Annotated in this window: 22 protein-coding genes and 1 pseudogene; 1 reads left to right on the top strand and 22 read right to left on the bottom strand. The window is 64.2% G+C overall.

The features are described 5' to 3' along the window. Positions 1–23 precede the first annotated feature (23 nt). From AB1781_04800 to ffh, 22 genes and pseudogenes are all read right to left on the bottom strand, one after another. Entirely contained in the window at positions 24–2,858 is a 2,835-nt protein-coding gene (locus tag AB1781_04800) for a 2-oxoglutarate dehydrogenase E1 component (GenBank protein ID MEW5703889.1), read from the bottom strand. 90 nt (positions 2,859–2,948) lie between these two features. Beyond that, positions 2,949–3,824: a succinate--CoA ligase subunit alpha gene (gene sucD, locus AB1781_04795; GenBank protein MEW5703888.1), complete on the bottom strand. Its 876-nt coding sequence runs from the start codon at positions 3,822–3,824 to the stop codon at positions 2,949–2,951. After that, entirely contained in the window at positions 3,824–4,993 is a 1,170-nt protein-coding gene (gene sucC / locus AB1781_04790) for an ADP-forming succinate--CoA ligase subunit beta (GenBank protein ID MEW5703887.1), read from the bottom strand. The genes sucD and sucC overlap by 1 nt, the downstream gene beginning before the upstream one ends. A gap of 407 nt (positions 4,994–5,400) precedes the next feature. Then, positions 5,401–6,333 (bottom strand): annotated as a pseudogene (mdh, locus tag AB1781_04785) (malate dehydrogenase). 189 nt (positions 6,334–6,522) lie between these two features. Continuing rightward, the gene (nadC, locus tag AB1781_04780) at positions 6,523–7,356 is read right to left on the bottom strand and encodes a carboxylating nicotinate-nucleotide diphosphorylase (GenBank protein MEW5703886.1); all 834 of its coding nucleotides are present in this window, start codon (positions 7,354–7,356) and stop codon (positions 6,523–6,525) included. Positions 7,357–7,373: 17 nt separating this feature from the next. Next, a complete protein-coding gene (gene nadA, locus AB1781_04775) occupies positions 7,374–8,393 on the bottom strand; it encodes a quinolinate synthase NadA (GenBank protein ID MEW5703885.1) in 1,020 nt (339 codons plus the stop codon). 123 nt (positions 8,394–8,516) lie between these two features. Further along, positions 8,517–9,740, bottom strand: coding sequence for a cell division protein ZapE (gene zapE / locus AB1781_04770; GenBank protein ID MEW5703884.1), 1,224 nt, complete (start codon positions 9,738–9,740; stop codon positions 8,517–8,519). A 37-nt stretch (positions 9,741–9,777) separates the two neighbouring features. After that, positions 9,778–10,557, bottom strand: coding sequence for a succinate dehydrogenase iron-sulfur subunit (locus AB1781_04765; GenBank protein MEW5703883.1), 780 nt, complete (start codon positions 10,555–10,557; stop codon positions 9,778–9,780). 21 nt (positions 10,558–10,578) lie between these two features. Next, positions 10,579–12,366, bottom strand: coding sequence for a succinate dehydrogenase flavoprotein subunit (sdhA, locus tag AB1781_04760; protein MEW5703882.1), 1,788 nt, complete (start codon positions 12,364–12,366; stop codon positions 10,579–10,581). Between the two features lie 6 nt (positions 12,367–12,372). After that, on the bottom strand, positions 12,373–12,753 hold the full coding sequence (gene sdhD / locus AB1781_04755) for a succinate dehydrogenase, hydrophobic membrane anchor protein (GenBank protein ID MEW5703881.1): 381 nt from the start codon (positions 12,751–12,753) through the stop codon (positions 12,373–12,375). Further along, positions 12,750–13,148 (bottom strand): succinate dehydrogenase, cytochrome b556 subunit, encoded by a 399-nt coding sequence (gene sdhC / locus AB1781_04750; protein MEW5703880.1) that lies wholly within the window; start codon positions 13,146–13,148, stop codon positions 12,750–12,752. Before sdhC ends, sdhD begins: the two co-directional genes overlap by 4 nt. A gap of 113 nt (positions 13,149–13,261) precedes the next feature. Beyond that, positions 13,262–14,308, bottom strand: coding sequence for a MaoC family dehydratase (locus tag AB1781_04745; protein MEW5703879.1), 1,047 nt, complete (start codon positions 14,306–14,308; stop codon positions 13,262–13,264). Then, on the bottom strand, positions 14,308–15,195 hold the full coding sequence (locus tag AB1781_04740) for a CoA ester lyase (protein ID MEW5703878.1): 888 nt from the start codon (positions 15,193–15,195) through the stop codon (positions 14,308–14,310). Before AB1781_04740 ends, AB1781_04745 begins: the two co-directional genes overlap by 1 nt. 79 nt (positions 15,196–15,274) lie before the next feature. Next, the gene (locus AB1781_04735) at positions 15,275–16,291 is read right to left on the bottom strand and encodes an aspartate-semialdehyde dehydrogenase (protein ID MEW5703877.1); all 1,017 of its coding nucleotides are present in this window, start codon (positions 16,289–16,291) and stop codon (positions 15,275–15,277) included. Between the two features lie 86 nt (positions 16,292–16,377). Then, positions 16,378–17,490: a 3-isopropylmalate dehydrogenase gene (leuB, locus tag AB1781_04730; GenBank protein MEW5703876.1), complete on the bottom strand. Its 1,113-nt coding sequence runs from the start codon at positions 17,488–17,490 to the stop codon at positions 16,378–16,380. 30 nt (positions 17,491–17,520) lie between these two features. After that, positions 17,521–18,132: a 3-isopropylmalate dehydratase small subunit gene (gene leuD / locus AB1781_04725; protein ID MEW5703875.1), complete on the bottom strand. Its 612-nt coding sequence runs from the start codon at positions 18,130–18,132 to the stop codon at positions 17,521–17,523. Positions 18,133–18,141: 9 nt separating this feature from the next. Continuing rightward, entirely contained in the window at positions 18,142–19,548 is a 1,407-nt protein-coding gene (gene leuC, locus AB1781_04720; GenBank protein MEW5703874.1) for a 3-isopropylmalate dehydratase large subunit, read from the bottom strand. A 16-nt stretch (positions 19,549–19,564) separates the two neighbouring features. Further along, on the bottom strand, positions 19,565–19,990 hold the full coding sequence (rplS, locus tag AB1781_04715; GenBank protein ID MEW5703873.1) for a 50S ribosomal protein L19: 426 nt from the start codon (positions 19,988–19,990) through the stop codon (positions 19,565–19,567). 11 nt (positions 19,991–20,001) lie between these two features. Beyond that, positions 20,002–20,709: a tRNA (guanosine(37)-N1)-methyltransferase TrmD gene (trmD, locus tag AB1781_04710; GenBank protein ID MEW5703872.1), complete on the bottom strand. Its 708-nt coding sequence runs from the start codon at positions 20,707–20,709 to the stop codon at positions 20,002–20,004. Then, positions 20,702–21,295, bottom strand: a complete 594-nt coding sequence (gene rimM, locus AB1781_04705) for a ribosome maturation factor RimM (protein MEW5703871.1) — start codon at positions 21,293–21,295, stop codon at positions 20,702–20,704. The genes trmD and rimM overlap by 8 nt, the downstream gene beginning before the upstream one ends. Positions 21,296–21,319: 24 nt before the next feature. After that, entirely contained in the window at positions 21,320–21,688 is a 369-nt protein-coding gene (gene rpsP / locus AB1781_04700; protein ID MEW5703870.1) for a 30S ribosomal protein S16, read from the bottom strand. A gap of 38 nt (positions 21,689–21,726) precedes the next feature. Beyond that, positions 21,727–23,097 carry a signal recognition particle protein gene (ffh, locus tag AB1781_04695; GenBank protein ID MEW5703869.1) on the bottom strand — a complete coding sequence of 457 codons (1,371 nt, stop codon included), beginning with the start codon at positions 23,095–23,097 and terminating at the stop codon, positions 21,727–21,729. Between the two features lie 185 nt (positions 23,098–23,282). Between ffh and AB1781_04690 the strand changes: the two genes are divergently transcribed. Next, positions 23,283–23,993, top strand: coding sequence for a hypothetical protein (locus AB1781_04690; GenBank protein MEW5703868.1), 711 nt, complete (start codon positions 23,283–23,285; stop codon positions 23,991–23,993). The last annotated feature ends 5 nt before the right edge of the window (positions 23,994–23,998 follow it).

Raw genomic sequence — 23,998 nt, 5'->3', positions numbered from 1 at the left:
TGTCCTCGAAATTTCCTCTACCGTTACGACACCGTCAACGCGTCGTCCACGATTTCCGCTTGTTGCTGGTTGTGCCGGCGCAAAAGCCCCGTCGCCGTCGAGGCGGCCTCCGGGCGCCCGACATAGGCCGGGCGCTTCGTCTTGTGGTTTGCCCCGGTCAGAACTTCTTCGAGCCGTCGGTCGAGGAAAGTCCAGGCGCCCATGTTTCTCGGTTCCTCCTGACACCAGACGATTTCGGCGTTCGGGTATTTCACGAGTTCGTCCGTTAAGGCGTCGGCCGGGAAGGGATAAAGCTGTTCGATGCGGACAAGGGCCACGTCGCGGATATTGCGCTTCGCGCGTTCCTGTTCGAGGTCATAATAAATCTTGCCCGCGCACAGGACGACGCGCTTCACCTTGGCGCCGGCGGCCAGCTTTTCCGGGTCCGCCAGCACGCGGTGGAAGGTCGAATCGGGGCCCATCTCCTCCAGCGTCGATACGACCTTCTTGTGGCGCAGCAGCGACTTCGGCGCCATCACGATGAGCGGCTTCCGGAAGTTCCGGTGAATCTGGCGGCGCAGGAGATGGAAATAATTCGCCGGCGTCGTGCAGTTTGCGACCTGCATATTGTCTTCGGCGCAAAGCTGCAGATAGCGCTCGAGCCGGGCGGAGGAATGCTCCGGCCCCTGCCCCTCGTAGCCGTGGGGCAGCAGCAGGACGATGCCGGACATCCGCATCCATTTGCTTTCGGCCGAGGCCAGGAACTGGTCGATGATGACCTGGGCGCCGTTCGCGAAGTCGCCGAACTGCGCTTCCCATAGAACAAGCGCGTTCGGCTCGGTCATCGTGTAGCCGTATTCGAAGCCGAGCACGGCGGCTTCCGAAAGCGGGCTGTCGATTACCTCGAAGGTCGCCTGGCCTTCCCGGACGTGCTCGAGGAAGACGTGTTTCGCTTCCGTTTCCTGATCGATGAGGGCGGCGTGACGGTGGGAGAAGGTGCCGCGCGTGGAATCCTGACCGCTCAGGCGGACCGGGAAGCCCTCGACGAGAAGCGTGCCGAAGGCCAGCGCCTCGGCCGTGCCCCAGTCGATGCCCGCGCCGCTTTCGATCATCTTCCGTTTGGTCTTCAATTGGCGGAGAATCTTCGGGTGGGCGTTCAGCCCTTCCGGCACTTTCACGAGCGCGCGCGCCACCTCGCGAAGCGTTTCCAGCGCCACCCCGGTCTTGCCGCGCCGCTTGCCCTCGGTGGCAAGGCCCAAGCCGGTCCATGCACCTTCCAGCCAGTCCGCCTTGTTCGACTTGTAATGTTGCGCCGCCTTGAAGTCGGTTTCGAGCTTTTCCATGCAGGCGTCGTAAACGGCTTTCGCCTCTTTTTCCGTCACCTCGCCTGCCTCCGCCAGTTTCCTGGTGTAAAGCGTGCGGGTCGTGGGATGGTTGGCGATCGCCTTGTACATCAAGGGCTGGGTGAAGGCGGGCTCGTCCGCTTCGTTGTGACCGAAGCGGCGGTAGCAGAACATGTCAACGATGACGTCCTTGTGGAATTGCTGGCGGAACTCGGTGGCGATCTTGGCGACGTGGACGACCGCTTCGGGGTTATCCCCGTTCACGTGGAAAATCGGCGCCTGGATTCCCTTCGCGATGTCGGACGGGTAGGGGGTGCCGCGTGCGAATTTCGGGCTTGTCGTGAAGCCGATCTGGTTGTTGACGATGAAATGAATGGCGCCGCCGCAGCGATAGCCCTGGAGGTCGCCAAGCTCGAGGCTTTCCGGAACCAGCCCCTGGCCGGCGAAGGCGGCGTCCCCGTGCATGAGGATGGCCAGCACCTGGCTGCGCTCCTTGTCCTTGCGCTGGAACTGCTTGGCGCGGGTCTTGCCGAGGACGACCGGGTTGATCGCCTCTAGGTGGGAAGGGTTCGCGGTCAGCGAGAGGTGGATGGTTTCTTCGTCGAACAGCCGATCGGCCGAAGCGCCGAGGTGGTACTTCACGTCGCCCGAACCCTGGAAGTCGTCCGAATGGGCGGAGTTCCCCTGAAATTCGGAAAAGATCGCCGTGAACGGCTTGTTCAGCACATGGGCCAGCACGTTCAGCCGGCCGCGATGGGGCATGCCGATCACGACATCCTTCACGCCAAGCTGGCCGCCGCGTTTCAAGACCTGCTCGAGCGCCGGGATCAGGCTTTCGCCGCCGTCCAGCCCGAAACGCTTGGTGCCCGGGTATTTGACGTGCAGGAAGTTCTCGAAAATCTCCGCTTCCGTCAGGCGTTCGAGGATGGCGTGCTTGCCGCGCGGGGTAAAGCTCGGCTGGTTGCGCTCGCTCTCCACGCGAATCTGGATCCAGGCCTTCTGCTCGGGATCCTGCATATGCATGAATTCGACGCCGATGTTGCCGCAATAGGTCTGATGCAGGGTGTCGAGGATTTCGCGCGCGGTTGCCGTTTCCATGCCGAGCACGTTGTCGATGAAAATCGGGCGGTCGTAGTCTTGCTCGGTGAAACCGTAGGATTTGGGGTCGAGCTCGGGGTGGTATTTTTCCTCCTGGAGGCCCAAGGGGTCGAGGTTGGCGACCAGGTGGCCGCGCACCCGGAAGGCCCGAATCATCATGAGCGCGCGGATGCTGTCGAGGGTGGCGGCGCGGACGTCGCCGGAAGGCGCCTCCAGCCGCGCCGGCCTTTCCGCAAGCGCCGGTGCGAAGGCGCGCCTTGGCGCCCAGCTGGCGCCGGCAAGGTCGCCTGGCCCGGTGCCGTCCTTCAACTCGTCGAAAAATGACCGCCAACTCGGATCAACCGCCCCCGGGCTTTCCAGGTAGCGGCGGAAAAGTTCCTCGACGAAGGCGGCGTTGGCGCCGGAAAGAAACGTTGGTTCGATAGGGCCTTGAGCCATAATCGGAAAGCGCCTTCCTCCCGGCTTCTTGTTGGAAGTTAGGATGCGGTGGGTTTGGTTAACGTTTCGCTAAATATAGAATGCCGCGCGCTATTTCTTCAACGTCTTCAGCATCGTTCGGCCGATTTCGGCGGGGGATTCGGCGACCGCGATGCCGGCGCTCCGGAAGGCCTCGATCTTGTCGTGAGCGGTGCCTTTGCCACCGGATATGATGGCGCCGGCGTGCCCCATGCGCCGCCCGGGCGGTGCTGTGACCCCTGCGATGAAGCCGACGACCGGCTTTTTCCGTTTGTCCGCCTTGAAGAAGGCTGCCGCTTCCTCTTCCGCGGTGCCGCCGATCTCACCGATCAGGACGATGCCCTCGGTTTCCGGGTCGTCCAGGAAAAGCTCAAGGCAGTCGATGAAGTTCGTGCCGTTGACCGGGTCGCCGCCGATCCCGACGCAGGTCGTTTGCCCAAGGCCCGCCGCCGTCGTTTGGGCGACGGCCTCGTAGGTCAGCGTGCCCGAACGCGAGACGATGCCGACCCTGCCCCGCTTGTGGATGTGGCCGGGCATGATGCCGATCTTGCACTCGCCGGGGGTGATGACACCGGGGCAGTTGGGGCCGATCAGGCGTGTTTTTGTCTCCCGCAGCACGCGCTTCACGCGCACCATGTCGAGGACCGGGATTCCTTCCGTGATGCAGACGACAATCGCTATGCCGGCGTCGATCGCTTCGAGGATGGCGTCGGCGGCGAAGGGCGGGGGCACGTAAATGACCGAGGCGTTCGCTTCGGTCGCCGCGACGGCTTCGCCAACGGTATCGAAGACCGGAAGATCGAGGTGCTGCGTCCCCCCTTTGTTCGGGGTAACGCCCCCCACCATTCGCGTGCCGTAGGCGATGGCCTGTTCGGAGTGGAAGGTGCCCTGGGAGCCGGTGAACCCCTGGCAGATGACTCGCGTATTCTTGTCGACAAGAATGGGCATCAGCTTGTCTCTTTCACCGCCTGGACAATCTTCCGGGCGGCGTCCCCGAGGTCGCTTGCCGCGACGATGGGAAGGCCGGAGCGTTCGAGGATCTGCTTGCCGAGATCAACGTTCGTTCCTTCGAGTCGCACGACGAGCGGCACGTTCAGGCTGACCTCGCGGGCGGCCGCAACGACGCCTTCCGCGATGACGTCGCAGCGCATGATGCCGCCGAAGATGTTGACGAGAATACCCTCGACGTTCGGGTCCGACAGAATAAGCTTGAAGGCCGTCGTGACGCGCTCGCGCGTGGCGCCGCCGCCGACATCCAGGAAATTCGCGGGTTCCCCGCCGTGCAGCTTGATGATGTCCATCGTCGCCATGGCAAGACCGGCGCCGTTCACCATGCAGCCGACGTTGCCATCGAGCTTGATGTAATTCAGGTTATGACGCGATGCTTCGGTTTCGGACGGGTCTTCCTCGTGCTCGTCGCGCAGCTCCTCGATGTCCTTGTGCCGAAAAAGCGCGTTGTCATCGAAATTCATTTTTGCATCCAGCGCGACGACTTCCCCCGCGCCGGTAACGACAAGCGGGTTGATCTCGATCAAGCTCGCGTCGAGCTCCGTGAACGCCTTGTACATTGCAAGGATAAACCGCTGGGCGGAGCTTACCTGCTTGTCGCGCAGGCCAAGCCCGTATGCCAGGCGGCGCGCGTGAAAGGGCTGGATGCCGGTTACCGGATCAATGGGAACCCGGTGAATTTTTTTCGGTGTTTTCGCCGCGACCTCTTCAATGTCCATGCCGCCTTCGGTGGAGGCCATCACCGTGACCTGTCCCTTCGCGCGGTCCACCAGCATGCTGAGGTAAAGTTCGCGCGCGATGTCGCACCCTTCTTCGATATAGACGCGCTCGACTTCTTTGCCCTCGGGTCCGGTCTGATGCGTGACGAGGCGCGAACCAAGCATTTTCTTGGTCGCGTTTATGACCTCTTTTTCGGATTTGACGACCTTGACGCCACCGCCCTTGCCTCGGCCGCCGGCGTGAATCTGCGCCTTGACGACCCAGACGGGGCCGCCAAGTTCGGTGGCGATGTTTTCCGCTTCCTGGCCGGTGTAGGCAACACCTCCGCGCGGCACGGCGACGCCGTAACGCGCGAGCAGACCTTTTGCCTGATATTCGTGAATATTCATGCCGCCACTATGTCAAACCTTATGTGTCGAACCTAGGGGGCTTTTCTTGAAAGATGCCAAGAAAGGGGCGAGGGATGCCAGGCACCCCCCGCCCCGCTTGGCTAGCGCCGCCCTTGCAGGCGGACACCCTAGGCGTTTCGGCAAAACCGCCGAATAGGCTAAGGCTAGGCCTTTTTCGCCGCCTTACGACGCCGACGCTTCGGAGCCGCCTTCTTCTTGGCGGTTTTGCGTTTGGCGGTCTTCTTCTTGGCGGTTTTGCGCTTCGCGGTTTTGCGCTTCGCGGTCTTCCGTTTCGCGGGCGAACGCCGCTTCGCGGTTTTGCGCTTCGCGGCCTTCTTTTTCGCCGTTTTCTTTTTCGCCGTTTTCTTTTTCGCTGCTTTCTTTTTCGCTGCCATTATACCCTCCGTAATTTCCACAAGGTCGCGAACAGCCGCGACCGATTTCTCAAACATTTTCTTTTCGCTGGCGTTGAGCATTATTTCGATTACTCGCTCCACTCCCTTGCCGCCAATTACAACGGGAACTCCGACATAGAGTCCCTGGACGCCGTATTCCCCATTCAGCCTTGCGGCGCAGGGGAATACGCGCTTCCTATCCCTGAGGTACGATTCGGCCATCGCGATGGCCGATGAGGCGGGGGCGTAGAAGGCGGACCCTGTTTTCAGGAGCCCGACGATTTCTGCACCGCCGTCTCTTGTTCGCTGCACGATACGGTCGAGCCGCTCTCGCGTTGTCCATCCCATTTTAACGAGATCGGGGAGCGGTATTCCCGCAACCGTCGAATAACGCGGCAGCGGCACCATCGCGTCTCCATGTCCACCAAGGACGCAGGCGGAGACGTCCTCGACCGAAACCTTGAACTCTTCGGCGAGGAAATAACGAAAGCGGGCGGAATCCAGAACGCCCGCCATGCCGACCACCATTTCCGGCGGCAGGCCACTTGCCTTTTGCATCAGCCCCACCATCGCGTCGAGCGGATTGGTGATGACGATAACGAAGGCTTTTGGGCAGTGCCGTTTGATTCCTTCGGCGACTGCGGAAATGATCTTGGCGTTGACCTCGACGAGATCGTCGCGGCTCATGCCCGGCTTTCTAGGGATGCCTGCCGTCACGATGACGACATCCGCGCCGGCGATAGCCTGGTAGCCGTTCGCGCCGGCGAGGGCGGCGTCGAAGCCTTCGACTGGAGAGGACTGGGCCAGGTCCAGCGCCTTGCCCTGGGGCACGCCTTCCACGACGTCGAAGAGCACGACGTCGCCAAGCTGTTTTAGCCCGGCCAGGTGTGCAAGCGTGCCACCAATGTTGCCTGCACCGATTAAAGCGATTTTGTTACGTGCCATATCGTACCTTGAAGTGCGCGCCGGCGAGAACAATTCAGCCGCTCCTTCGAATCGATTCCTTTTTCGGACCGTGGCACATTTCACACATTCCAATGAGGGATTTAGCGCGAACGGCGAGTTTCTGCAAGCGTTTGTGCAAGTGTTTATGAAATTCGTTTCGGATTCATTTACGACCGTCGTCGGTTGGAATCACAAATCGAGATCGAGTCCAACGTCAATGGCGGGTGCGGAATGCGTAATTTTACCGACCGAGATAAAGTCGACTCCGGTTTCGGCGATGGCGCGAATGGACTCGAGCGTGACGCCGCCGGACGCTTCCAGCTTCGCCCGGCCGGAAACGCTGGAAACCGCTGCCCGCAAGGCTTTCAGGCCCATGTTGTCGAGCAGCAAAACGTCGGCGCCGGCCGCGATTGCTTCCCGTACGTGATCAAGATTTTCACATTCCACCTCGACCGCGCCCGCCTTCGCATGCTTGGCGCGACGCACCGCTTCTCCAATCCCGCCGGCAATGACCAGGTGGTTGTCCTTGATGAGAATGCCCCCGGCCAGGTCCGGGCGATGATTTTGGGCGCCGCCCAGATAGGTGGCGTATTTTTCGAGCCGGCGAAGACCGGGAGTCGTTTTTCGGGTATCGCGGAGCATGACTCCGGTGCCGGCGATTTGCCGGACATAGGCGCGGGTGAGCGTGGCGATACCGGAGAGGTGTTGCACGACGTTAAGCGCGGCCCGTTCGGCGGCGAGCAGTCCGCGCGCCGGTCCTTGCAGACGGGCGAGCCAGGCGCCGGCGGCCACTTCGTCTCCTTCGGCGACGCAGACGGTGATCTTGGCCTCTGGCGCCATCCGGCGGAAAATCGCCGCAGCGATAGGGAGGCCGGCCACGACGGTGGGCTCGCGGGTGACCAGGTTTAGGGCGATTTCGGCCTCTTCCGGAACGATCGCCCGGCTGGTGACGTCGTTCTGGGCGGCGTCCTCGACGAGGACGCGCTCGACGATTTCTTCGATTTCCCGGGCTTCCAGTTGCATGGGTAAGGAGAGGCCGTCTAGCCGGTCGCGCGAAGCTGCGCGGGTTCCGGCATCGGCGACATCTCGAGCATGCGCGCGATCGGCTTCTCCGCGGCCAGGCGGAGCTCCTCGGAGATCGCGACCGCGGGCGCCAGGTTGGCGAGGGCGAGGTAGAGCTTTTCCATCGTGTTCAGCGCCATGAACGGGCAAGCCGCGCACGCGCAGCTTTCGTCCATGCCAGGTGCGGGGAGGAAGCGCTTGTGGGGCGCGCGCTTCTTCATCTGATGGAGGATGCCGGGTTCGGTCGCGATGATGAAGGTTGGTGCCGGCGAATCGAGGACGAAGCGAATGAGGGAAGACGTGGAGCCGATATGATCGGCGTGGTTCAGGATGGCCTCCGGGCATTCGGGGTGGGCGGCGACCTTGGCTTCCGGGTGGTGGACCTTAAGCCGCACGAGCTCGCGTTCGGAGAATTGCTCGTGGACGATGCAGGTGCCCGGCCACAGCAAAAGATCGCGCCCCGTCTGGCGGGCGAGCCAAGCGCCCAAGTGGCGGTCCGGCGCGAAGAGGATGGGCTGGTCTTCCGGCAGTTGGCGGATGATCGCTTCGGCGTTCGAGGAGGTGACGATGATGTCGGAAAGGGCCTTCACCTCGGCCGAGCAGTTGATATAGGTCAGTGCGATATGGTCCGGGTGGGCCTCGCGGAATTGGCGGAAAAGGTCCGGCGGACAAGAGGTTTCCAGCGAACAGCCGGCCTCGGCGTCCGGCAGCAGCACGGTGCGCGTCGGGCTCAGGATCTTGGCGACTTCCGCCATGAACCGGACCCCGCAGAAGACGATCACATCGGCCTTCGTTGCCGCGGCGCGCCGCGAAAGATCGAGCGAATCGCCGACGAAGTCGGCAATGTCCTGAATCTCGGCGTCCTGGTAGTAGTGGGCAAGGATGACGGCGTTCTGTTTGCGGCGCAGACGGCCGATCTCCGCCTCGAGGTCGAGGGTCGGGTCCAGTTCTTTTGCCGTCAGCGCGCCGGGCGCCGGAGGCAAGATGCGGCTTGCCATCATGATTGATCGCCTCTTCTCCGGGCGGAAGTCTTCGGCCGGAAACCCTTCCAGATAGATAACGTCTAGCCGTCGCGTTCGCTTAAGGGGTGCCCTTGCCGCCCCGGTCCATTCTTCTACTATTTAATAAGGAACCCGCCGAATTTCATCATTTTTCAGGAGATTTCGGCTTTCCGCAAGGTCTTCCGAAGATCCGCCGCCGGGGCTTTGGGCGTCTTCCGTCTCGGTCAGCACAAGGTGCGGCCTCGCAAAATAGTTTTCCGACTGCATTTCGAGCAGCCGCGAGGTGGTGCGCCGGAACTCGAAGGCGCCCTCGCCTGAGGGATAGAGGTCTTGGGGATTGTCTTCTGCGCTCGCGATCAGCTTTACCTTGCGCTCATAGAGGGCGTCCACCAGGGTCACGAAGCGCTTCGCCTCGTTCCGCTTCTCGGCGCCCAGGCGGGGGATGCGGTCGAGGATGACGGTATGGAACTGGTTGGCGATCTCAAGGTAATCGGCTGCGCCTAGCGGCGCTTCGCAAAGCTCGGCGAAGGAAAACCGGGCCACCCCGCGGGCGGCGCGGCGGACGGCGAGTTTGCGGCCGTGCACGAGAAGGGTGCAGGAAACCGGCTCGCTTCCCATCGTGAGCTTCTCGAAGGCCCGGTCTAGGGCGGCTTCCGCGCCGCCGTCCGTCCGGTAGACGCTCAAGTCCCGAAGCAAGCGCAGCCGGTAATCCGTCGGGCCCGCCAGCTCGCGGATGCGGAGCCGGTCCTTGAGAAGCGCGATGAAGGGCAGAAAGCTTTCCCGTTGCAGGCCGTCCTTGTAGAGATCGTCCGGCGGCCGGTTCGCGGTGGCGACAACGACAACGCCTTGCCGGAAAAGGGCTTCGAACAAACGGCCAAGGATCATGGCGTCGGCGATGTCGAGAACCTGCATCTCGTCGAAGCAGAAAAGCCGGGCCTCCTTCGCTATTTCGGCCGCGACCTCGGGCAAGAGGCCGCCGGCCTTATGGGCGTTCTTGCGCGCCTTCCGCCGGGCGTGCAGGCGCCCATGCACCTCAAGCATGAATTCGTGGAAATGCACGCGGCGCTTGCGGCGGACCGGTGCTGTCTCGAAGAAAAGGTCCATCAGCATCGACTTGCCGCGCCCAACGTCGCCGTGAAGGTAGATGCCTTTCGCCGCCGCCAGGGAACGACCGCCAGGCAGCAGCTTGCCGAGAAGCCGTCGGGCGCTGGTTGGCGGGCGGTGATCGCGCAAGGCCAGGTAGAGGGTGTCGAGGTCCTCGAGAACGGCAAGCTGGGCCGGGTCCGGCGTTACCCGGCCTTCGCGTGTCCGGCGGTGGTAGGCGGCAAGCGGCCCGGCCTTCATCAGGAGTGCCTCGGCTGGCGTCAAGAATGACGGGAGATTAACGCCGGGCGACCAACAATTTCTTAACTTCGCCGATCGCCTTCGCCGGATTGAGCCCCTTCGGGCAGGTCTTCGTGCAGTTCATGATCGTGTGGCAGCGGTAGAGGCGGAACGGGTCTTCCAGGTTGTCGAGGCGGTCGCCGGTCGCCTCATCCCGGCTGTCGACGATCCAGCGATAGGCGGCCAAGAGGGTGGCGGGGCCCAAATAACGCTCGCTGTTCCACCAATAGCTTGGGCAGCTCGTTGAACAGCAGAAGCATAGGACGCATTCCCAAAGGCCGTCGATCTTGGCCCGGTCCTCGCGGCTTTGCAGGCGTTCCTGGTTGGGCGGGGCCGACGTGTCCGCCTGAAGCCAGGGTTTCACCGAGGCGTACTGGGCGAAGGCGTGGGTGAGATTCGGCACCAGGTCCTTCACGACCTCCAGGTGGGGCAGGGGATAGATTCTGGCGTCGCCCTGGATGTCCTGGATCGGGTGCAGGCAGGCGAGCGTGTTGATGCCGTCGACGTTCATCGCGCAGCTGCCGCAGATGCCCTCGCGGCAGGAACGGCGGAAGGTGAGCGAGGGGTCCGTCTCGTTCTTGATCTTGATGAGGGCATCGAGAACCATCGGCCCGCAGCGGTCGATATCCACCTCGAAACTGTCGAGACGGGGATTTTCGCCCGCGTCCGGGTCCCACCGGTAGACGTGGAACGCCTTGACGTTCGTAGCGCCTGCCGGCGCCTTGTGGGTTTTGCCCTTCCCGACCTTCGAATTTTTCGGCAGCGTGAATTCCGCCATGCGTTCTTCCTTCCGCGCCTCCTAGTAGACCCGTTCCTTCGGTGGAATCGTTTTCACTTCGTCCGTCAGCGTATTCAAATGAACCGGCCGATAGTCGAGGCGGACCTCGCCTTCCGTGCCGGCGTAGGCCAGGGTGTGCTTCAGCCAGTTTGCATCGTCGCGCTTCGGATAGTCCTCGCGGGCGTGCGCGCCGCGGCTTTCGTGCCGTGCCGTGGCCCCGTGCATCGTTACCCGCGCCTGGATGAGCAGGTTCTCCAGCTCGAGCGTCTCCATGAGGTCCGAGTTCCAGACGAGCGAACGGTCCTCGACCAAGACATCGGCCAGCGAGACGGCCACCGCGTCGATCTTTCGAGCCCCCTCCTTCAACACGTCTTCGTTGCGGAAGACGGCACAGTTCGCCTGCATGGTCTTTTGCATGTTGAGACGGATATCGGCCGTGCGTAAGCCGCCCTTGGCCTGGCGGAAGCGGTCAAGCCGCGCGACGGCCTCTTCGCCGGCGTTCTTGAGCAGCGGGTGGGGCGCTCCCTTCTTCACGGTTTCGGCCGCCCGCAGGGCGGCGGCGCGACCGAAGACGACGATATCGAGAAGCGAGTTGCAGCCCAATCGGTTGGCGCCATGGACGGAAACGCTGGCCGTTTCGCCGATCGCCATGAGGCCGTGGCAGATGGCGTTCGGGTTTTCCCGGGTCGGTCGCAGGACTTCGCCGTGATGGTTGGTCGGGATGCCGCCCATGTTGTAGTGGACGGTCGGCAGGACCGGGATCGGCTCCTTCGTCACGTCAACGCCGGAGAAGACTTTCGCCGTCTCGGAGATGCCGGGCAGGCGCTCGTGCAGAAGCGCCGGCGCCAGATGTTCGAGGTGAAGGTAGATGTGATCCTTCTCCGGCCCGACACCGCGGCCTTCGCGGATCTCGACCGTCATCGAGCGGCTGACGACATCGCGCGAGGCCAGGTCCTTGGCCGAGGGCGCGTAGCGTTCCATGAACCGCTCGCCTTCCGAATTCGTGAGGTAACCGCCTTCGCCGCGCGCACCTTCCGTGATCAGGCAGCCGGCGCCGTAGATGCCGGTCGGGTGGAACTGGACGAATTCCATGTCCTGCAGCGGCAGGCCGGCTTGGGCGACCAAGGCGTTGCCGTCGCCCGTGCAGGTGTGGGCCGAGGTGCAGGAGAAATAGGCCCGCCCATAGCCGCCCGTCGCCAGCACCGTCGCGTGCGCGCGGAAACGATGGATTGTGCCGTCGTCCAGGCACCACGCCAGGACGCCGCGGCAGGCGCCTTCCTCGTCCATCAAGAGGCCGAGCGCGAAATACTCGTTGTAGAATTCCGCCTGGCGCTTGAGGCATTGCTGGTAGAGCGTGTGCAGGATGGCGTGCCCCGTGCGGTCGGCGGCGGCGTTCGCCCGGTGCGCCATTTTTTCGCCGTAGTTGATCGTGTGGCCGCCGAACGGGCGCTGGTAAATCTTCCCTTCCGGCGTGCGCGAGAAGGGCACGCCGAAATGTTCGAGTTCGAGCACGGCGGGAATGGCGTTCCGGCACATGTATTCGATGGCATCCTGGTCGCCCAGCCAGTCGGACCCCTTGACGGTGTCGTACATGTGGTACCGCCAATCGTCCTCCATCACGTTGCCAAGCGCCGCCGCGATGCCGCCCTGGGCGGCGACGGTGTGGCTGCGGGTGGGATAGACCTTGCTGACGCAGGCCGTCTTGAGGCCCGCCGCCGTCATGCCAAGGGTGGCGCGCAGCCCGGCGCCGCCGGCGCCGACGACGACGGCGTCGTAGGTGTGGTCGATGATTTCGTATGCTTTTGTCATTTCCGTCTAGCCCTGAAGCGCGATTTTGAGGACGCCGAAGACGGCGACGAGCCAAAGCCCGAGGCAGGCGAACTTGACAAAAAGGATGGCGGCAAGCTTGCCGCCTTCGTGGTGGACGTAATCCTCGATCACGACTTGAAGCCCGAGGGCGGCGTGGTGGAACACCGCCGACAGCAAGAGCACGAGCAGGACCGCCGGCGCCGGCGCGCCGATCCAGGCGACGACCGTTGCGTGTTCGGCGCCGATCAGCGAGAGAAGGGAGGCTGCGAACCAAAGGCCAAGCGGCACCAGCGCGATCGCGGTTACGCGCTGGGCCCACCAGTGGGCCGTGCCTTCCTTGGCGGAACCGAGGCCGCGGGCAAGACCCAAGGGAGAGCGCAGGCTCACGACACCCCTCCGATCAACCCATAGCCAACCGCCCAGCTGATCAGCGTAAGCACCACCGTCGCGGCGACAACGGTCCAGCCGCTGGCCGTGACGGTGCCGAGTTCGAACCCGTAGCCGGTGTCCCATACGAGGTGCCGGATGCCGTTCGCAAGGTGGTAGAAAAAGGCGGCCGTCCAGCCGAACAGCAGGAGCCGCCCGATCCACGTGGCGGTGAAGGTCTGGGCCGTGGCGAAGGCTTCCGGCCCGGCTGCCGCCGCGGCGATCCAGTAGACGAGGTGCAGCGTGCCCACCGCCAGCAGAATGCCGGCGAAGCGGTGGAGAATCGAAAGGACGGACGTGATTTGCGGCCGGTAGATCTGGAGATGGGGTGAAAGAGGGCGCTTCCTCAAGGACATGCTGATGCCTCGTGCAGGTAATGGCTTGATCCGGGCGGACCGCGCGGACCGCCCAGATTTAGCTTGCCGCCCCGGCCGAAGTCAACTTTGGGAAAAGCCCGCGCGGCCGGCGGTTAACGGGGCAGAAGAACCGTGTAATCGAGGTCCAAGATGACAGCGGGATCGTATGCGCCGTCTTTTCCCTTGTAGGGGAAATCCGCGCAATTGCGGTTCTTCGTCGCCACCGTCCGGAGGCGGAGCGCGCCGAGCGCCTTCCTCTGGCCGTCGGTTTCCTTCTCCAGCACTTCCGACCATGCGTAGACGGTGTCGCCGGCGAAGCAGGGGGCGACGTGGCTGCCGGCGTTGATGGCGGCTAGGCGGAAGGCGTTGGCAAGCCCGTTGAAGCTTAAGGCGCGGGCCAGGCTGATGACATGGCCGCCATAGACGATCCGGCGGCCGAAGCGGCCCTCGCGCTCGACGTGCTGGTTGAAATGCACCCGCGCCGTATTCTGGTAAAGCCTTGCGGCCAGCATGTGGTCGGCCTCCTCGACCGTCATGCCGTCCACGTGGTCGATCCTTTCGCCCACCTTGTAGTCGCCGAAGCGATGGGCGGACCCGGCCAGCCGGTCGTCGTAGAGGTTGAACTTGATCTCCGACGGAAAGACGAGGTTGGAGAAGGCAACCTTCTCCGGCAGCTCCGGCACGACCGGCGCCGGCGCCTTGGCGGCGGCATCGCGCTTCGGCAGCATGACCCAGCGGACGAATTCCAGGACGGTCTGGTGACGCTGGTTTACCCCCTGCGAGCGGACATAGACGACGCCCGTCTTTCCGTTCGAGTTCTCCTTGACGCCGATAACGGTCGAACGCGCGGAAAGCGTGTCGTTTGGAAAGACCGGTACGCCGAAGCGGCAATCCGCGTACCCCAAATTGGCGACGGCGTTCAGCGAGATGTCGGAGACGGTCTTTCCGAAGACGACGTGAAAAGCGAGAAGGTCGTCCACCGGCGCCCGGGAATAGCCGATGCTGCGGGCGAACTGATCCGAGGACTGAACGGCAAAGCGTGGACCGTAAAGGGCGGTGTAGAGGGCGACGTCGCCGGCGGTGACGGTCCTCGGCGTCGCGTGAACGATTTCCCGGCCGACTTCGAAGTCCTCGAAGAAATTTCCGGCGTTCGTCTTCATCACGCCACCGCTTCCTTCTCCATTTCCGCAATCGCGGTTGCCATCCGCACGATGCGTTCGGCGCTCAGGACGTGCAGATTCTCGATCAGCTTGCCGTCCACCACGACGACGCCTTTCCCTTCCTTCGCGGCCTGCCGGTGGGCTTCGATGATCTTGCGGGCGAAGGCCACCTCTTTTTCCGACGGCGCGAAGATCGCGTTCGCTGGCCCCACCTGTTTGGGGTGGATCAGCGTCTTGCCGTCGAAACCAAGCTCGACGCCCTGGCGGCAGACGGCGGCGAAGCCTTCGGCGTCGTCGAGGTCGAGGTGAACGCCGTCCACGATCGCAAGATCGGCGGCGCGCGCCGCCAGCAGGCAGAGACTTAGGCTGGTTAGCATCGGCAGGCGCATCGCCGTATGGGCGGCGTGCAAGTCCTTCGCCAAATCCGAAGTGCCCATGACGAAACCGCCGAGCCTCGGGCTTGCCTTGGCGATCGCCTCGGCGTGCAGAATGGCGTCCGGCGTTTCCATCATGCACCAGATGGCAAGTTCTTCCGGCGCCCCGTTCGCCTTGAGCAGGGCTTCCGCCGCCTGCACGGTCTCGGCGCTTCCGACTTTTGGCAGCAGCACGCCGTCCGCCCCGGAGGTGGCGGCGGCTAGGAGGTCGTCTTTTCCCCAGGGCGTTTCCGGGCCGTTCACCCGAAGAAGAATCTCACGCTGTCCGTAGCCGCCTTCGGCAAGGGCCGCCTTGACCATGGCGCGGGCCTCGACCTTGGCGTCCGGGGCGACGGCGTCCTCGAGGTCGAGGATGAGGCCGTCGGCGGGAAGCGTGCGCGCCTTTTCGAGGGCGCGCGCGTTCGAGCCCGGCATATAGAGGACGCTGCGGCGGGGGCGGATGGTTTTCGGCATGCAAGGTCTCCCTGAAAGGCCGGCGGGTTGAGACTATCGAAAAGGCCGCGTTTCCGGCAACCCCGCCTTTGCCGCCTGATCAGTCGAGATAGTCGGAAACCAGCTTCTCTGCGATCTGGACGGCGTTCAAGGCGGCGCCTTTCCGCAAATTGTCGGCGACGATCCAAAGCGACAGCCCATGCGCGACGGTCGGGTCCTTACGGATACGGGAGACGAAGACGTTGTCTTCGCCGGCGCATTCCTGGGGCGTGACGTAACCTTCCTCGACGCGGTGGTCGACCACGGTAACACCGGGGAAATTCTGCATGGCGATTCGCGCCGCCTGCTCCGTGATCGGGCTTTCGAACTCGACGTTCACGGCTTCGGCGTGGCCGATGAAAACCGGCACGCGCACGCAGGTCGCCGTGACCTGAATGGCGGGGTCCAGAATCTTCTGGGTTTCGACCACCATCTTCCACTCTTCCTTCGTCGCGCCGTCCGCCATGAAGACGTCAATCTGGGGGATCACGTTGAAGGCGATCTGCTTCGGGAATTCGCTTTTTTGTACGGCGTCGTTTACGTAGATCGCCCGGGTCTGGCGGAACAGCTCGTCCATCGCCTCGCGGCCGGCCCCGGAGACGGACTGATAGGTGGCGACGACAACGCGGCGGATGCGCGCCAGGTCGTGGAGGGGCTTCAGGGCCATGACCATCTGGATGGTCGAACAGTTCGGGTTGGCGATGATCTTGCGCTTCTGGTAGCCGGCGATGTCGTGCCCGTTCACTTCGGGCACCACGAGCGGCACGTCCGGTTCCATCCGGAAGTGGGAGGTATTGTCGATGACGATGGCGCCGGCTTCCGCTGCACGCGGCGCGTACTTGGCCGAGACCTTGGCGCCGGGCGAGAAAAGCGCGATATCGATGCCGGCGAAGTTGAACTTCTCCAGCGCGCGGACCTTGAGCGTCTCGTCCTCGCCGAAGGAGATCTCTTTTCCTTCCGAGGCATCGGAGGCAAGGGCCACGATCTCGTCGGCGGGAAAGGACCGCTCGGCAAGGACTTGCAGTATTTCATGGCCGACGGCGCCAGTCGCGCCGACGACGGCAACGCGATATCCCATGGTTCTTCTTATAGCCTGCCGCTCAAGGGTAAGGGGGCCCCTAGATACGCCTGGGCCCTTCTTTTTTCAAGACCGGCCGAGCGGCCTCAACCGCCAAGCTTCTCAAACTCGCGGGCGACGGCCTCGCCCATCACCGCGGTCGACACCTTCGCCTTGCCCGGCTGCATGATGTCGGCCGTGCGCAGCCCGCCCTCCAGCACCTTGCGGACCGCCGCCTCGATGCGGTCCGCTTCCTTCGCGCGTTCGAAGGAGTGCCGCAGCAGCATGGCGAAGCTCAAGATCGCCGCCAGCGGGTTGGCGGCGTTGCGGCCGGCGATGTCCGGCGCGCTGCCGTGAACGGGCTCGTAAAGCGCCTTCCGCTTGCCCTGCTTGTCGGCAGCGCCCAGCGAGGCGGAAGGCAGCATGCCGAGGGAGCCGGTTAACATCGCCGCCTCGTCCGACAGCATGTCGCCGAACAAATTATCCGTCACGATGACGTCGAACTGCTTCGGCGCGCGGACAAGCTGCATGGCGCAGTTATCCGAATACATGTGCGAAAGCGCGATATCCGCGTACTCGGCCTTGTGCAGCTTCGTTACTTCCTCGCGCCATAGAAGGCCGCTTTCCATGACGTTGCTTTTTTCGACGGAGCAGACCCGGTTGTCCCGGTTGCGGGCAAGCTCGAAGGCGACGCGGGCAACCCGGCGAATCTCTCCGGAGGTGTAGACCTGGGTATTGATGCCCCGGCGTTCGCAGTGGCCGATGTCCTCGATGCCGCGGGGTTCGCCGAAGTAAATCCCGCCGGTCAACTCGCGCACGATCAGGATGTCGAGGCCGGCGACCAACTCGCGTTTCAAGGGCGAGGCGTCGGCCAGTGCCTCGAAGACGATGGCCGGCCGTAAATTGGCGAAAAGACCCATCTCCTTCCGGATGCGCAGAAGCCCGCGCTCGGGCTTCTTGTCGAAGGGAAGGCTGTCCCATTTCGGCCCGCCGACGGCGCCGAGCAGGACGGCGTCGGCGGCAAGGGCGAGGCGAAGCGTCTCTTCGCTTAAGGGCGTGCCGTGGGCATCGAAGGCGGCCCCGCCGATCAGGTCCTCCTCGACCTCGAAACGAACGCGCCCCTCCCCGGCCAGACAATCCATCAGGCGGCGGACTTGGGCCATCACCTCCGGCCCGATGCCGTCGCCGGGCAAAAGCAGAATCTTTCCGGTCATGGTCATGGCTTCAAGGTTTCCAGTCGCTAAGGAGGCTCAGGCGGCGAGCCAGGGCCGGGTTTCGCGCTGGCTTGCCTCGAAGGCGGCGATTTTCGCCTCCTTCCGCAGCGTAAGCGCAATGTCGTCGAGGCCTTCGAGCAGGCAGCTCTTCAGGAAGGGCTCGATCGCGAAGGGGATCGTGGCGCCATCGGCGCGCGTGATCGTCTGGGCGGGCAGGTCCACTTTCAACTTGCCCTTCTCGCCGCTTTCGGCGTCCGCCATCAGGGCCGCGACGGTTTCTTCCGGAAGCCGGATCGGCAGGATCCCGTTCTTGAAGCAATTGCCGTAGAAAATGTCGGCGAAGGAAGGCGCGATGACGCAGCGAATCCCGAAATCGAGAATCGCCCAGACGGCGTGCTCGCGAGACGAACCGCAACCGAAGTTGGCGCCCGCGACCAGAATCTTGGCCCGGTTCCAGGGCGCGCGGTTTAAGACGAAGTCCGCCTTCGGGCTGCCGTCCGGCGCGGTGCGCATTTCGTGGAAGAGGCTTTCGCCCAGCCCCGTCCGCTTGATCGTTTTCAGGAACTGCTTGGGGATGATCATGTCGGTGTCGACGTTGATCCTCCGCAGGGGGGCGGCGATTCCTTCAAGGGTTTGGAATTTTTCCATCGGCTTCCCTCAGTCGAATTCGCGGATGTCGGTCAGGTGGCCGGTAATGGCGGCGGCGGCGGCCATCGCCGGGCTCATCAGGTGGGTCCGCCCGCCGCGGCCCTGGCGGCCCTCGAAATTGCGGTTCGAGGTCGCCGCGCAGCGTTCGCCGGGCTTCAGCCGGTCGGCGTTCATCGCCAGGCACATCGAGCAGCCGGCCTCGCGCCATTCGAACCCGGCTTCCAGGAAAACCTTGTCGAGCCCCTCCCGCTCCGCCTGCGCCTTCACGAGGCCGGAACCGGGCACGATCATGGCGCCGACGTTGCTCGCCACCTTCTTTCCCTTGACGACGGCGGCGACCGCCCGGAGGTCTTCGATCCGGCCGTTCGTGCAGGAACCGATGAAGACGCGGTCCACCCGGATGTCGGTCAGCTTGGTGCCGGGCCGCAGCGCCATGTAGTCGAGCGCGCGTTCCATGGCGTCCCGGCGGGCGGCGTCCTTCTCCCGCGCCGGGTCGGGAACGGCGCCGGTGATGGGCAGCACGTCCTCGGGGCTGGTTCCCCAAGTGACCTGGGGCGCGATGTCGGCGGCGGCCAGCACAATTTCTTTGTCGTAAAAGGCTTCGGCGTCGGACGGCAGCTCGCGCCAGGCGGCGCAGGCCTGCTCCCAGGCAGCACCCTTGGGGGCGAAGGGCCGGCCCTTGAGATAGGCGAAGGTCGTTTCGTCGGGTGCGATGAGGCCGGCGCGCGCGCCGGCTTCGATCGTCATGTTGCAAAGCGTCATCCGCCCTTCCATCGAAAGCCCGCGAATGGCGGAGCCGGCGTATTCGATGACGTGGCCGGTGCCGCCGGCGGTGCCGATCCTGCCGATGATCGCAAGGGCGATATCCTTCGCCGTGATGCCGGGCTTGAGCGCGCCCTCGACCGTGATTCGCATGTTTTCGGCCGGTCGCTGGATCAAGGTTTGCGTCGCCAGCACGTGCTCGACCTCGGAAGTGCCGATACCGAAGGCAAGGGCGCCGAAGGCGCCGTGAGTCGCCGTGTGGCTGTCGCCGCAGACGATCGTCATGCCGGGCTGCGTGAAGCCCTGTTCGGGCCCGACGACGTGGACGATGCCCTGGCGGGTGTCCGCCATCGCGAAGTAGGGAATGCCGAATTCCTTGCAGTTCTTCTCCAGGGTTTCGACCTGGAGTTGCGACTGGGCGTCCGTGATGCCGTGCGAACGGTCTGTCGTTGGCACGTTGTGGTCGGCGACCGCAAGGGTTGCTTGCGGACGGCGCATCTTGCGCCCGGCCGTCCGCAAGCCCTCGAAGGCTTGGGGGCTCGTCACCTCGTGGACGAGGTGACGGTCAATGTAGAGAAGGCAGGTGCCGTCCTCTGCGACGTCCACCAGGTGGTCGTGCCAGATTTTGTCGAAAAGTGTTCTTGGCCGCGCCATCGCCGATCCTTAAACCCTATGCCTTGCCTGCCTCCGGCGCGCCGTCCGCGGCGGCGGCAGTTTCGCTCTGCACCGCGATGCGACGGGAAGTGTCTTCCGCAATGCGCGCCCGGCGCCCGGCGAGGTCCCGCAAGTAGTAAAGTTTCGCCCGGCGGACGGCGCCGTAGCGGATGACGTCAATGCCTGCGACGTACGGGGAGTATAGCGGGAAAACGCGTTCAACCCCTTCGCCATAGGAAACCTTCCGCACCGTGAAGGAGGAATTGATCCCGCGATTCGCCCGCGCGATGCAGATGCCCTCGAAGGCCTGGATTCGCTCGCGGGTTCCCTCGACCACCTTCACCTTCACGTTCACGGTGTCGCCGGGCCCGAAATTTGGGAGAGGCCGCTCGGCGTTCATCTTCTGCATGGCTTCGTTTTCAAGCTGTTCGATCGTGTTCATGGCCATTTTCCTCAAGGTTTTTCCCGGACGTAACGGGCCCAAAGGTCCGGACGTCGTTTGCGCGTAATTTCTTCCGCCATGGCGAGCCGCCAGTCGCGGATTTTCTCGTGGTGCCCGGAGATCAGCACATCCGGCACCTCTCGTCCCGCCCAGCTTTGCGGCCGGGTGTAGTGCGGGTATTCCAAAAGCCCGTCCTCGAAACTTTCTTCCCTCAGCGCGTCCGCGTTCTCGATCACGCCCGGCAGCAGCCGCACGCAGGCGTCAATCAAGGCGATCGCCGCCGGCTCGCCGCCGGAAAGCACGAAATCGCCCAGACTCACTTCCTCCATCGCCCACGCCTCCAGCACGCGTTCGTCCACGCCTTCGAAACGCCCGCAAAGAAGCGTCACCCCACGCCCGTCCGCCAAGCGGCGAACCACGGCCTGGTCCAGCGGCTTCCCCCGCGGCGAGAGGTAGAGAACAGGTCCCGGATCGGCGGCCGCCTTCAGGGCGGCGTCGACAACGTCGGGGCGCATCACCATACCGGCCCCGCCGCCAAAAGGCGCGTCGTCGACGGAACGGTGTTTATCGCTCGCATAATCGCGGATGTCCATCGTTTCCAGGGTCCAGACCCCCTCCCGCAGCGCCTTGCCCGGCAGCGAAAAGCCAAGCGGCCCCGGGAACATCTCCGGAAAAAGCGTGAGCACCCGCGCCCGCCACAAGGGCCCCGCCTCAGCCATCGCACCCTTCCTTTGCCGCTTCTTCTTTCGCTGCCTTTCCTTCCGTTTGCAAGATGGCGGCCGGGTCCACCCGAACGCGGCGGCGCGCCATGTCCACCTCGGGCACCGCCTCCCGCGTGAAGGGGACCATCGCGGCCGGTCCGCTTTCGATCGCGATCTCCAGGATGTCGCCGCCGCCGAAATTGTGCACGCCGACAACGCTGCCTAGGCGGTTCCCTTGACGGTCTTCGACCCGCAGGCCGATGAGGTCGCCGTGGTAGTACTCGTCCTCCTCCGTCTCCGGCAATGCCGCGCGCGCGACGTAAAGCAGCATCCCCTTCAGGGCTTCCGCGGTATCGCGGTCGGCGATACCGGCGACGCGCACGAGCAGGTCGTCCTTCGCGCGGCCTTCGACCGCGAGATCGAACCGGCGTTCGCCCGCCTCGTCCGAGACCGGCCCATAGGCCGCGACGTCGGCCGGGTTCCCCGTGAAGCTGCGAACGCGAAGCAGACCTTTCACGCCGTGGGCGCCGGTGACGACGCCCACGCAAACGCGCTTCGCTTCTTCGGCGCTTTCTTCGTTGCGATGTTGCTTTCCGGCGATCATGCAAAAAGCTCCCGTGGGAGGTGCTTACGCCTTTTGCGCTTCGGCCGGCGCCGGCGCCGGCCCGGCGGCCGCTTCCGTCGCCGCCTTCTTCCGGTCCTTCCTCGGGATCGCCTTTTCCGGGTTGTGGCGCTTGGGCGGCATCGGCGCCAGCCCGGCTTCGCCCAGGAAGCGCGCGACGCGGTCGCTCGGCAAGGCGCCGACCGCAAGCCAATGCTTGATCCGTTCGGGGTCGAGCTTCACGCGGTCGGGATGGTCTTTCGCCAGCATCGGATTGTAGGTGCCGACCCGTTCGATGAAACGGCCATCGCGCGAGTTTCGCACGTCCGTTACGACGATACGGTAGAAGGGGCGCTTCTTGGCGCCGCCGCGGGACATTCGGATTTTTACACTCATCTCTTGATCTGCTTTCCTTTGTCGGTTGCGGGTCTTGGTTAGTGGCGAGGTTGCATCGGATTGAAGGGCAGGCCGCCGCTCCGGCCCGGTTTGCCCAGCCCCATCTTTTGCATCTGTTTCATGCGCTTCATCATCGTCTGCATGTCGCGGAACTGCTTCAGCAGGCGGTTGACGTCGTTCACGCCGGAGCCGGAACCGGCTGCGATCCGCCGCTTGCGCGAGGCGTGCAGAATTTTCGGGTTGCGCCGTTCAAGCGGCGTCATCGAACGGATAATGGCTTCCTGGCGGCGCAGCAGGCGTTCGTCGATCTTCGCCATCGCCTTTTGCTTTTGTCCCCGGTCGAGGCCGGGAAGCAACGCGAGGAACTCGCCGATCCCTCCCATCCGGCCAAGCTGGCGAAACTGTTCCGCCATGTCGTTGAGATCGAAGGCGCCTTTTTCGAGTTTCGAGGCAAGGCGGCTTATTTCCGCTTCGTCGGCGGCGGCCTCCGCTTTTTCGACCAGGCTCACGACGTCGCCCATGCCGAGGATGCGGCCGGCGATGCGGTTGGGGTGAAAAGTCTCCAGCCGATCCAGTTTTTCGCCTTCGCCGACGAACTTGATCGGGCAGCCGGTCACCGCCCGCATGGAAAGGGCCGCCCCCCCGCGGGCGTCGCCGTCAAGCCGCGTCAGCACGATGCCGCTAAGGTTTAAACGGGTGTGGAAACTTTCCGCCACGCGGACGGCGTCCTGGCCGGTCATGGCGTCGGCCACCAGCAGCGTCTCGGCGGGGTTCACGGCGTCGCGGACGGCTTCCGCCTCCGCCATCATCGCCGCGTCCACGTGCCCCCGCCCGGCGGTGTCGAGGAGAACGACGTCGAAGCCTTCCTGCCGGGCGTGCGCCATCGCGCGCTGGGCGATCGCGACCGGCTTTTCGTCGGCGATCATCGGCAGGGTGGCGAGGTCGGCCTGCTGGCCCAGGATCGCAAGCTGTTCCCGGGCGGCGGGGCGGTAGACGTCGAGGGAGGCAAGCAGCACCTTCTTCTTTTCTTCGCGGGCCAGTTTCAAGCCCAGCTTGGCGACCGTCGTCGTCTTGCCCGACCCTTGCAGGCCGACGAAAAGAATGGCCGTGGGCAGGGGCCCGTCGAGCTTGAGGGCGGCCGCCTTCGGCCCCAGCATTTCGGTCAGCGCGTCGTGGACGATCTTGACGACCATCTGGCCGGGAGCGACGGCGCGCGTGATCGTTTCACCGGTCGCTTCCGCCTCGACCTTGGTGAGGAAGTCCTTGATGACGGGAAGCGCCACGTCCGCCTCGAGCAGCGCCACGCGAATCTCGCGCAACGCCACGCGGACGTCCTCCGGCGAGAGCGTCCCGCGTTTCTTGAGCCGTCCGAAGACATCGCCAAGACGGTTTGCTAGGTTCTCGAACATGTTCTTGTTCTTGCCGTTTCCCAAATGCCAAACGCGCCAGCGCGCGATACTCGCGGGCTGGCGGACCCCCTAGGGCGATCGGGTCCCCTATCCGAAAAGGTCCGGTATGCTAGGGGGCGGGGCCTGAAGAGTCAAGCGTTTCAAGGGATTCGCGGGCAACCCGCCGCTTGCGTAAGATGCCCCCCATGAAAGCCCATATGGAAATCTATGCAACGCTTGCCGCGGCGCTTTCCCCCTTCGGCCTCTTGCCGCGCGGCGGCTTCCATCCGGAAGCCGGCGACGGCGTGCCGCCCTTGCCTAGCGGCCGAAGGGTCGGGACCGTGATCTTGGCCGGCAACGCCGGCCCCGCCATGTGGGAGGCCTTCGCTGTCTCCGCTGAGGCGAGAGATGGAAAGCCGGACCCCCTCGACCGCTGGACGGTGCGGGTGCTTTCCTCTGTCGCGGCGGCAATCGGGGCTGCGCTTCTCTTTCCATTCGGCCCTGGGGCGCGGCCTATTTTCCGCTGGGCGAAACGGGCGGAAGGGATTGCCCAATCCCCGATCGGCCTTCTCATCCATCCCGACTATGGCCTCTGGCACGCCTACCGGGGGGTTTTTTGCTTTGAAACCCGGCACCCGGTGCCACCGCCCTTGACCGCGGCCAAGCCTTGCGAGGGGTGCGTGGCGAAGCCCTGCTTGACCACCTGCCCGGTCGGCGCCTTTCAAAACGGGGCTTACGACGTGCCCCGCTGCATAGGCCATCTGGAAAGCCCGGAAGGCGGCGATTGTCGGGGCGGCGGCTGCCTCGCCCGGCGCGCCTGCCCGGTCGGCCCGGCGTACGCGCCGCCGCAGGCCGGCTTTCACATGGCCGCCTTCCTGCGCGCCGCTGGCGCCGGGAAAAGTGCTGGAAACCAATAGACTTC

Source organism: Pseudomonadota bacterium (assembly GCA_040752895.1).
In the GTDB taxonomy this organism is placed as follows: Bacteria; Pseudomonadota; Alphaproteobacteria.
Note: the sequence above shows the minus strand (reverse complement) of the source record. Positions and strands in the feature narration are given on the sequence as shown.

What these genes read in the sequence shown, in the direction of transcription:
- rplS (MEW5703873.1), bottom strand. Translation starts at nt 19,990, where the DNA reads ATGAACACGATCGAACAGCTTGAAAACGAAGCCATGCAGAAGATGAAC.
- rpsP (MEW5703870.1), bottom strand. Translation starts at nt 21,688, where the DNA reads ATGAGTGTAAAAATCCGAATGTCCCGCGGCGGCGCCAAGAAGCGCCCC.
- leuB (MEW5703876.1), bottom strand. Translation starts at nt 17,490, where the DNA reads ATGACCATGACCGGAAAGATTCTGCTTTTGCCCGGCGACGGCATCGGG.
- sucD (MEW5703888.1), bottom strand. Translation starts at nt 3,824, where the DNA reads ATGCCCATTCTTGTCGACAAGAATACGCGAGTCATCTGCCAGGGGTTC.
- sucC (MEW5703887.1), bottom strand. Translation starts at nt 4,993, where the DNA reads ATGAATATTCACGAATATCAGGCAAAAGGTCTGCTCGCGCGTTACGGC.
- AB1781_04740 (MEW5703878.1), bottom strand. Translation starts at nt 15,195, where the DNA reads ATGCCGAAAACCATCCGCCCCCGCCGCAGCGTCCTCTATATGCCGGGC.
- nadC (MEW5703886.1), bottom strand. Translation starts at nt 7,356, where the DNA reads ATGCAACTGGAAGCCCGGGAAATCGAAGAAATCGTCGAGCGCGTCCTC.
- rimM (MEW5703871.1), bottom strand. Translation starts at nt 21,295, where the DNA reads ATGATCGCCGGAAAGCAACATCGCAACGAAGAAAGCGCCGAAGAAGCG.
- AB1781_04690 (MEW5703868.1), top strand. Translation starts at nt 23,283, where the DNA reads ATGAAAGCCCATATGGAAATCTATGCAACGCTTGCCGCGGCGCTTTCC.
- leuD (MEW5703875.1), bottom strand. Translation starts at nt 18,132, where the DNA reads ATGGAAAAATTCCAAACCCTTGAAGGAATCGCCGCCCCCCTGCGGAGG.
- zapE (MEW5703884.1), bottom strand. Translation starts at nt 9,740, where the DNA reads ATGAAGGCCGGGCCGCTTGCCGCCTACCACCGCCGGACACGCGAAGGC.
- AB1781_04735 (MEW5703877.1), bottom strand. Translation starts at nt 16,291, where the DNA reads ATGGGATATCGCGTTGCCGTCGTCGGCGCGACTGGCGCCGTCGGCCAT.
- sdhA (MEW5703882.1), bottom strand. Translation starts at nt 12,366, where the DNA reads ATGACAAAAGCATACGAAATCATCGACCACACCTACGACGCCGTCGTC.
- nadA (MEW5703885.1), bottom strand. Translation starts at nt 8,393, where the DNA reads ATGGCAAGCCGCATCTTGCCTCCGGCGCCCGGCGCGCTGACGGCAAAA.
- ffh (MEW5703869.1), bottom strand. Translation starts at nt 23,097, where the DNA reads ATGTTCGAGAACCTAGCAAACCGTCTTGGCGATGTCTTCGGACGGCTC.
- leuC (MEW5703874.1), bottom strand. Translation starts at nt 19,548, where the DNA reads ATGGCGCGGCCAAGAACACTTTTCGACAAAATCTGGCACGACCACCTG.
- AB1781_04745 (MEW5703879.1), bottom strand. Translation starts at nt 14,308, where the DNA reads ATGAAGACGAACGCCGGAAATTTCTTCGAGGACTTCGAAGTCGGCCGG.
- sdhC (MEW5703880.1), bottom strand. Translation starts at nt 13,148, where the DNA reads ATGTCCTTGAGGAAGCGCCCTCTTTCACCCCATCTCCAGATCTACCGG.
- AB1781_04800 (MEW5703889.1), bottom strand. Translation starts at nt 2,858, where the DNA reads ATGGCTCAAGGCCCTATCGAACCAACGTTTCTTTCCGGCGCCAACGCC.
- trmD (MEW5703872.1), bottom strand. Translation starts at nt 20,709, where the DNA reads ATGGCTGAGGCGGGGCCCTTGTGGCGGGCGCGGGTGCTCACGCTTTTT.
- AB1781_04765 (MEW5703883.1), bottom strand. Translation starts at nt 10,557, where the DNA reads ATGGCGGAATTCACGCTGCCGAAAAATTCGAAGGTCGGGAAGGGCAAA.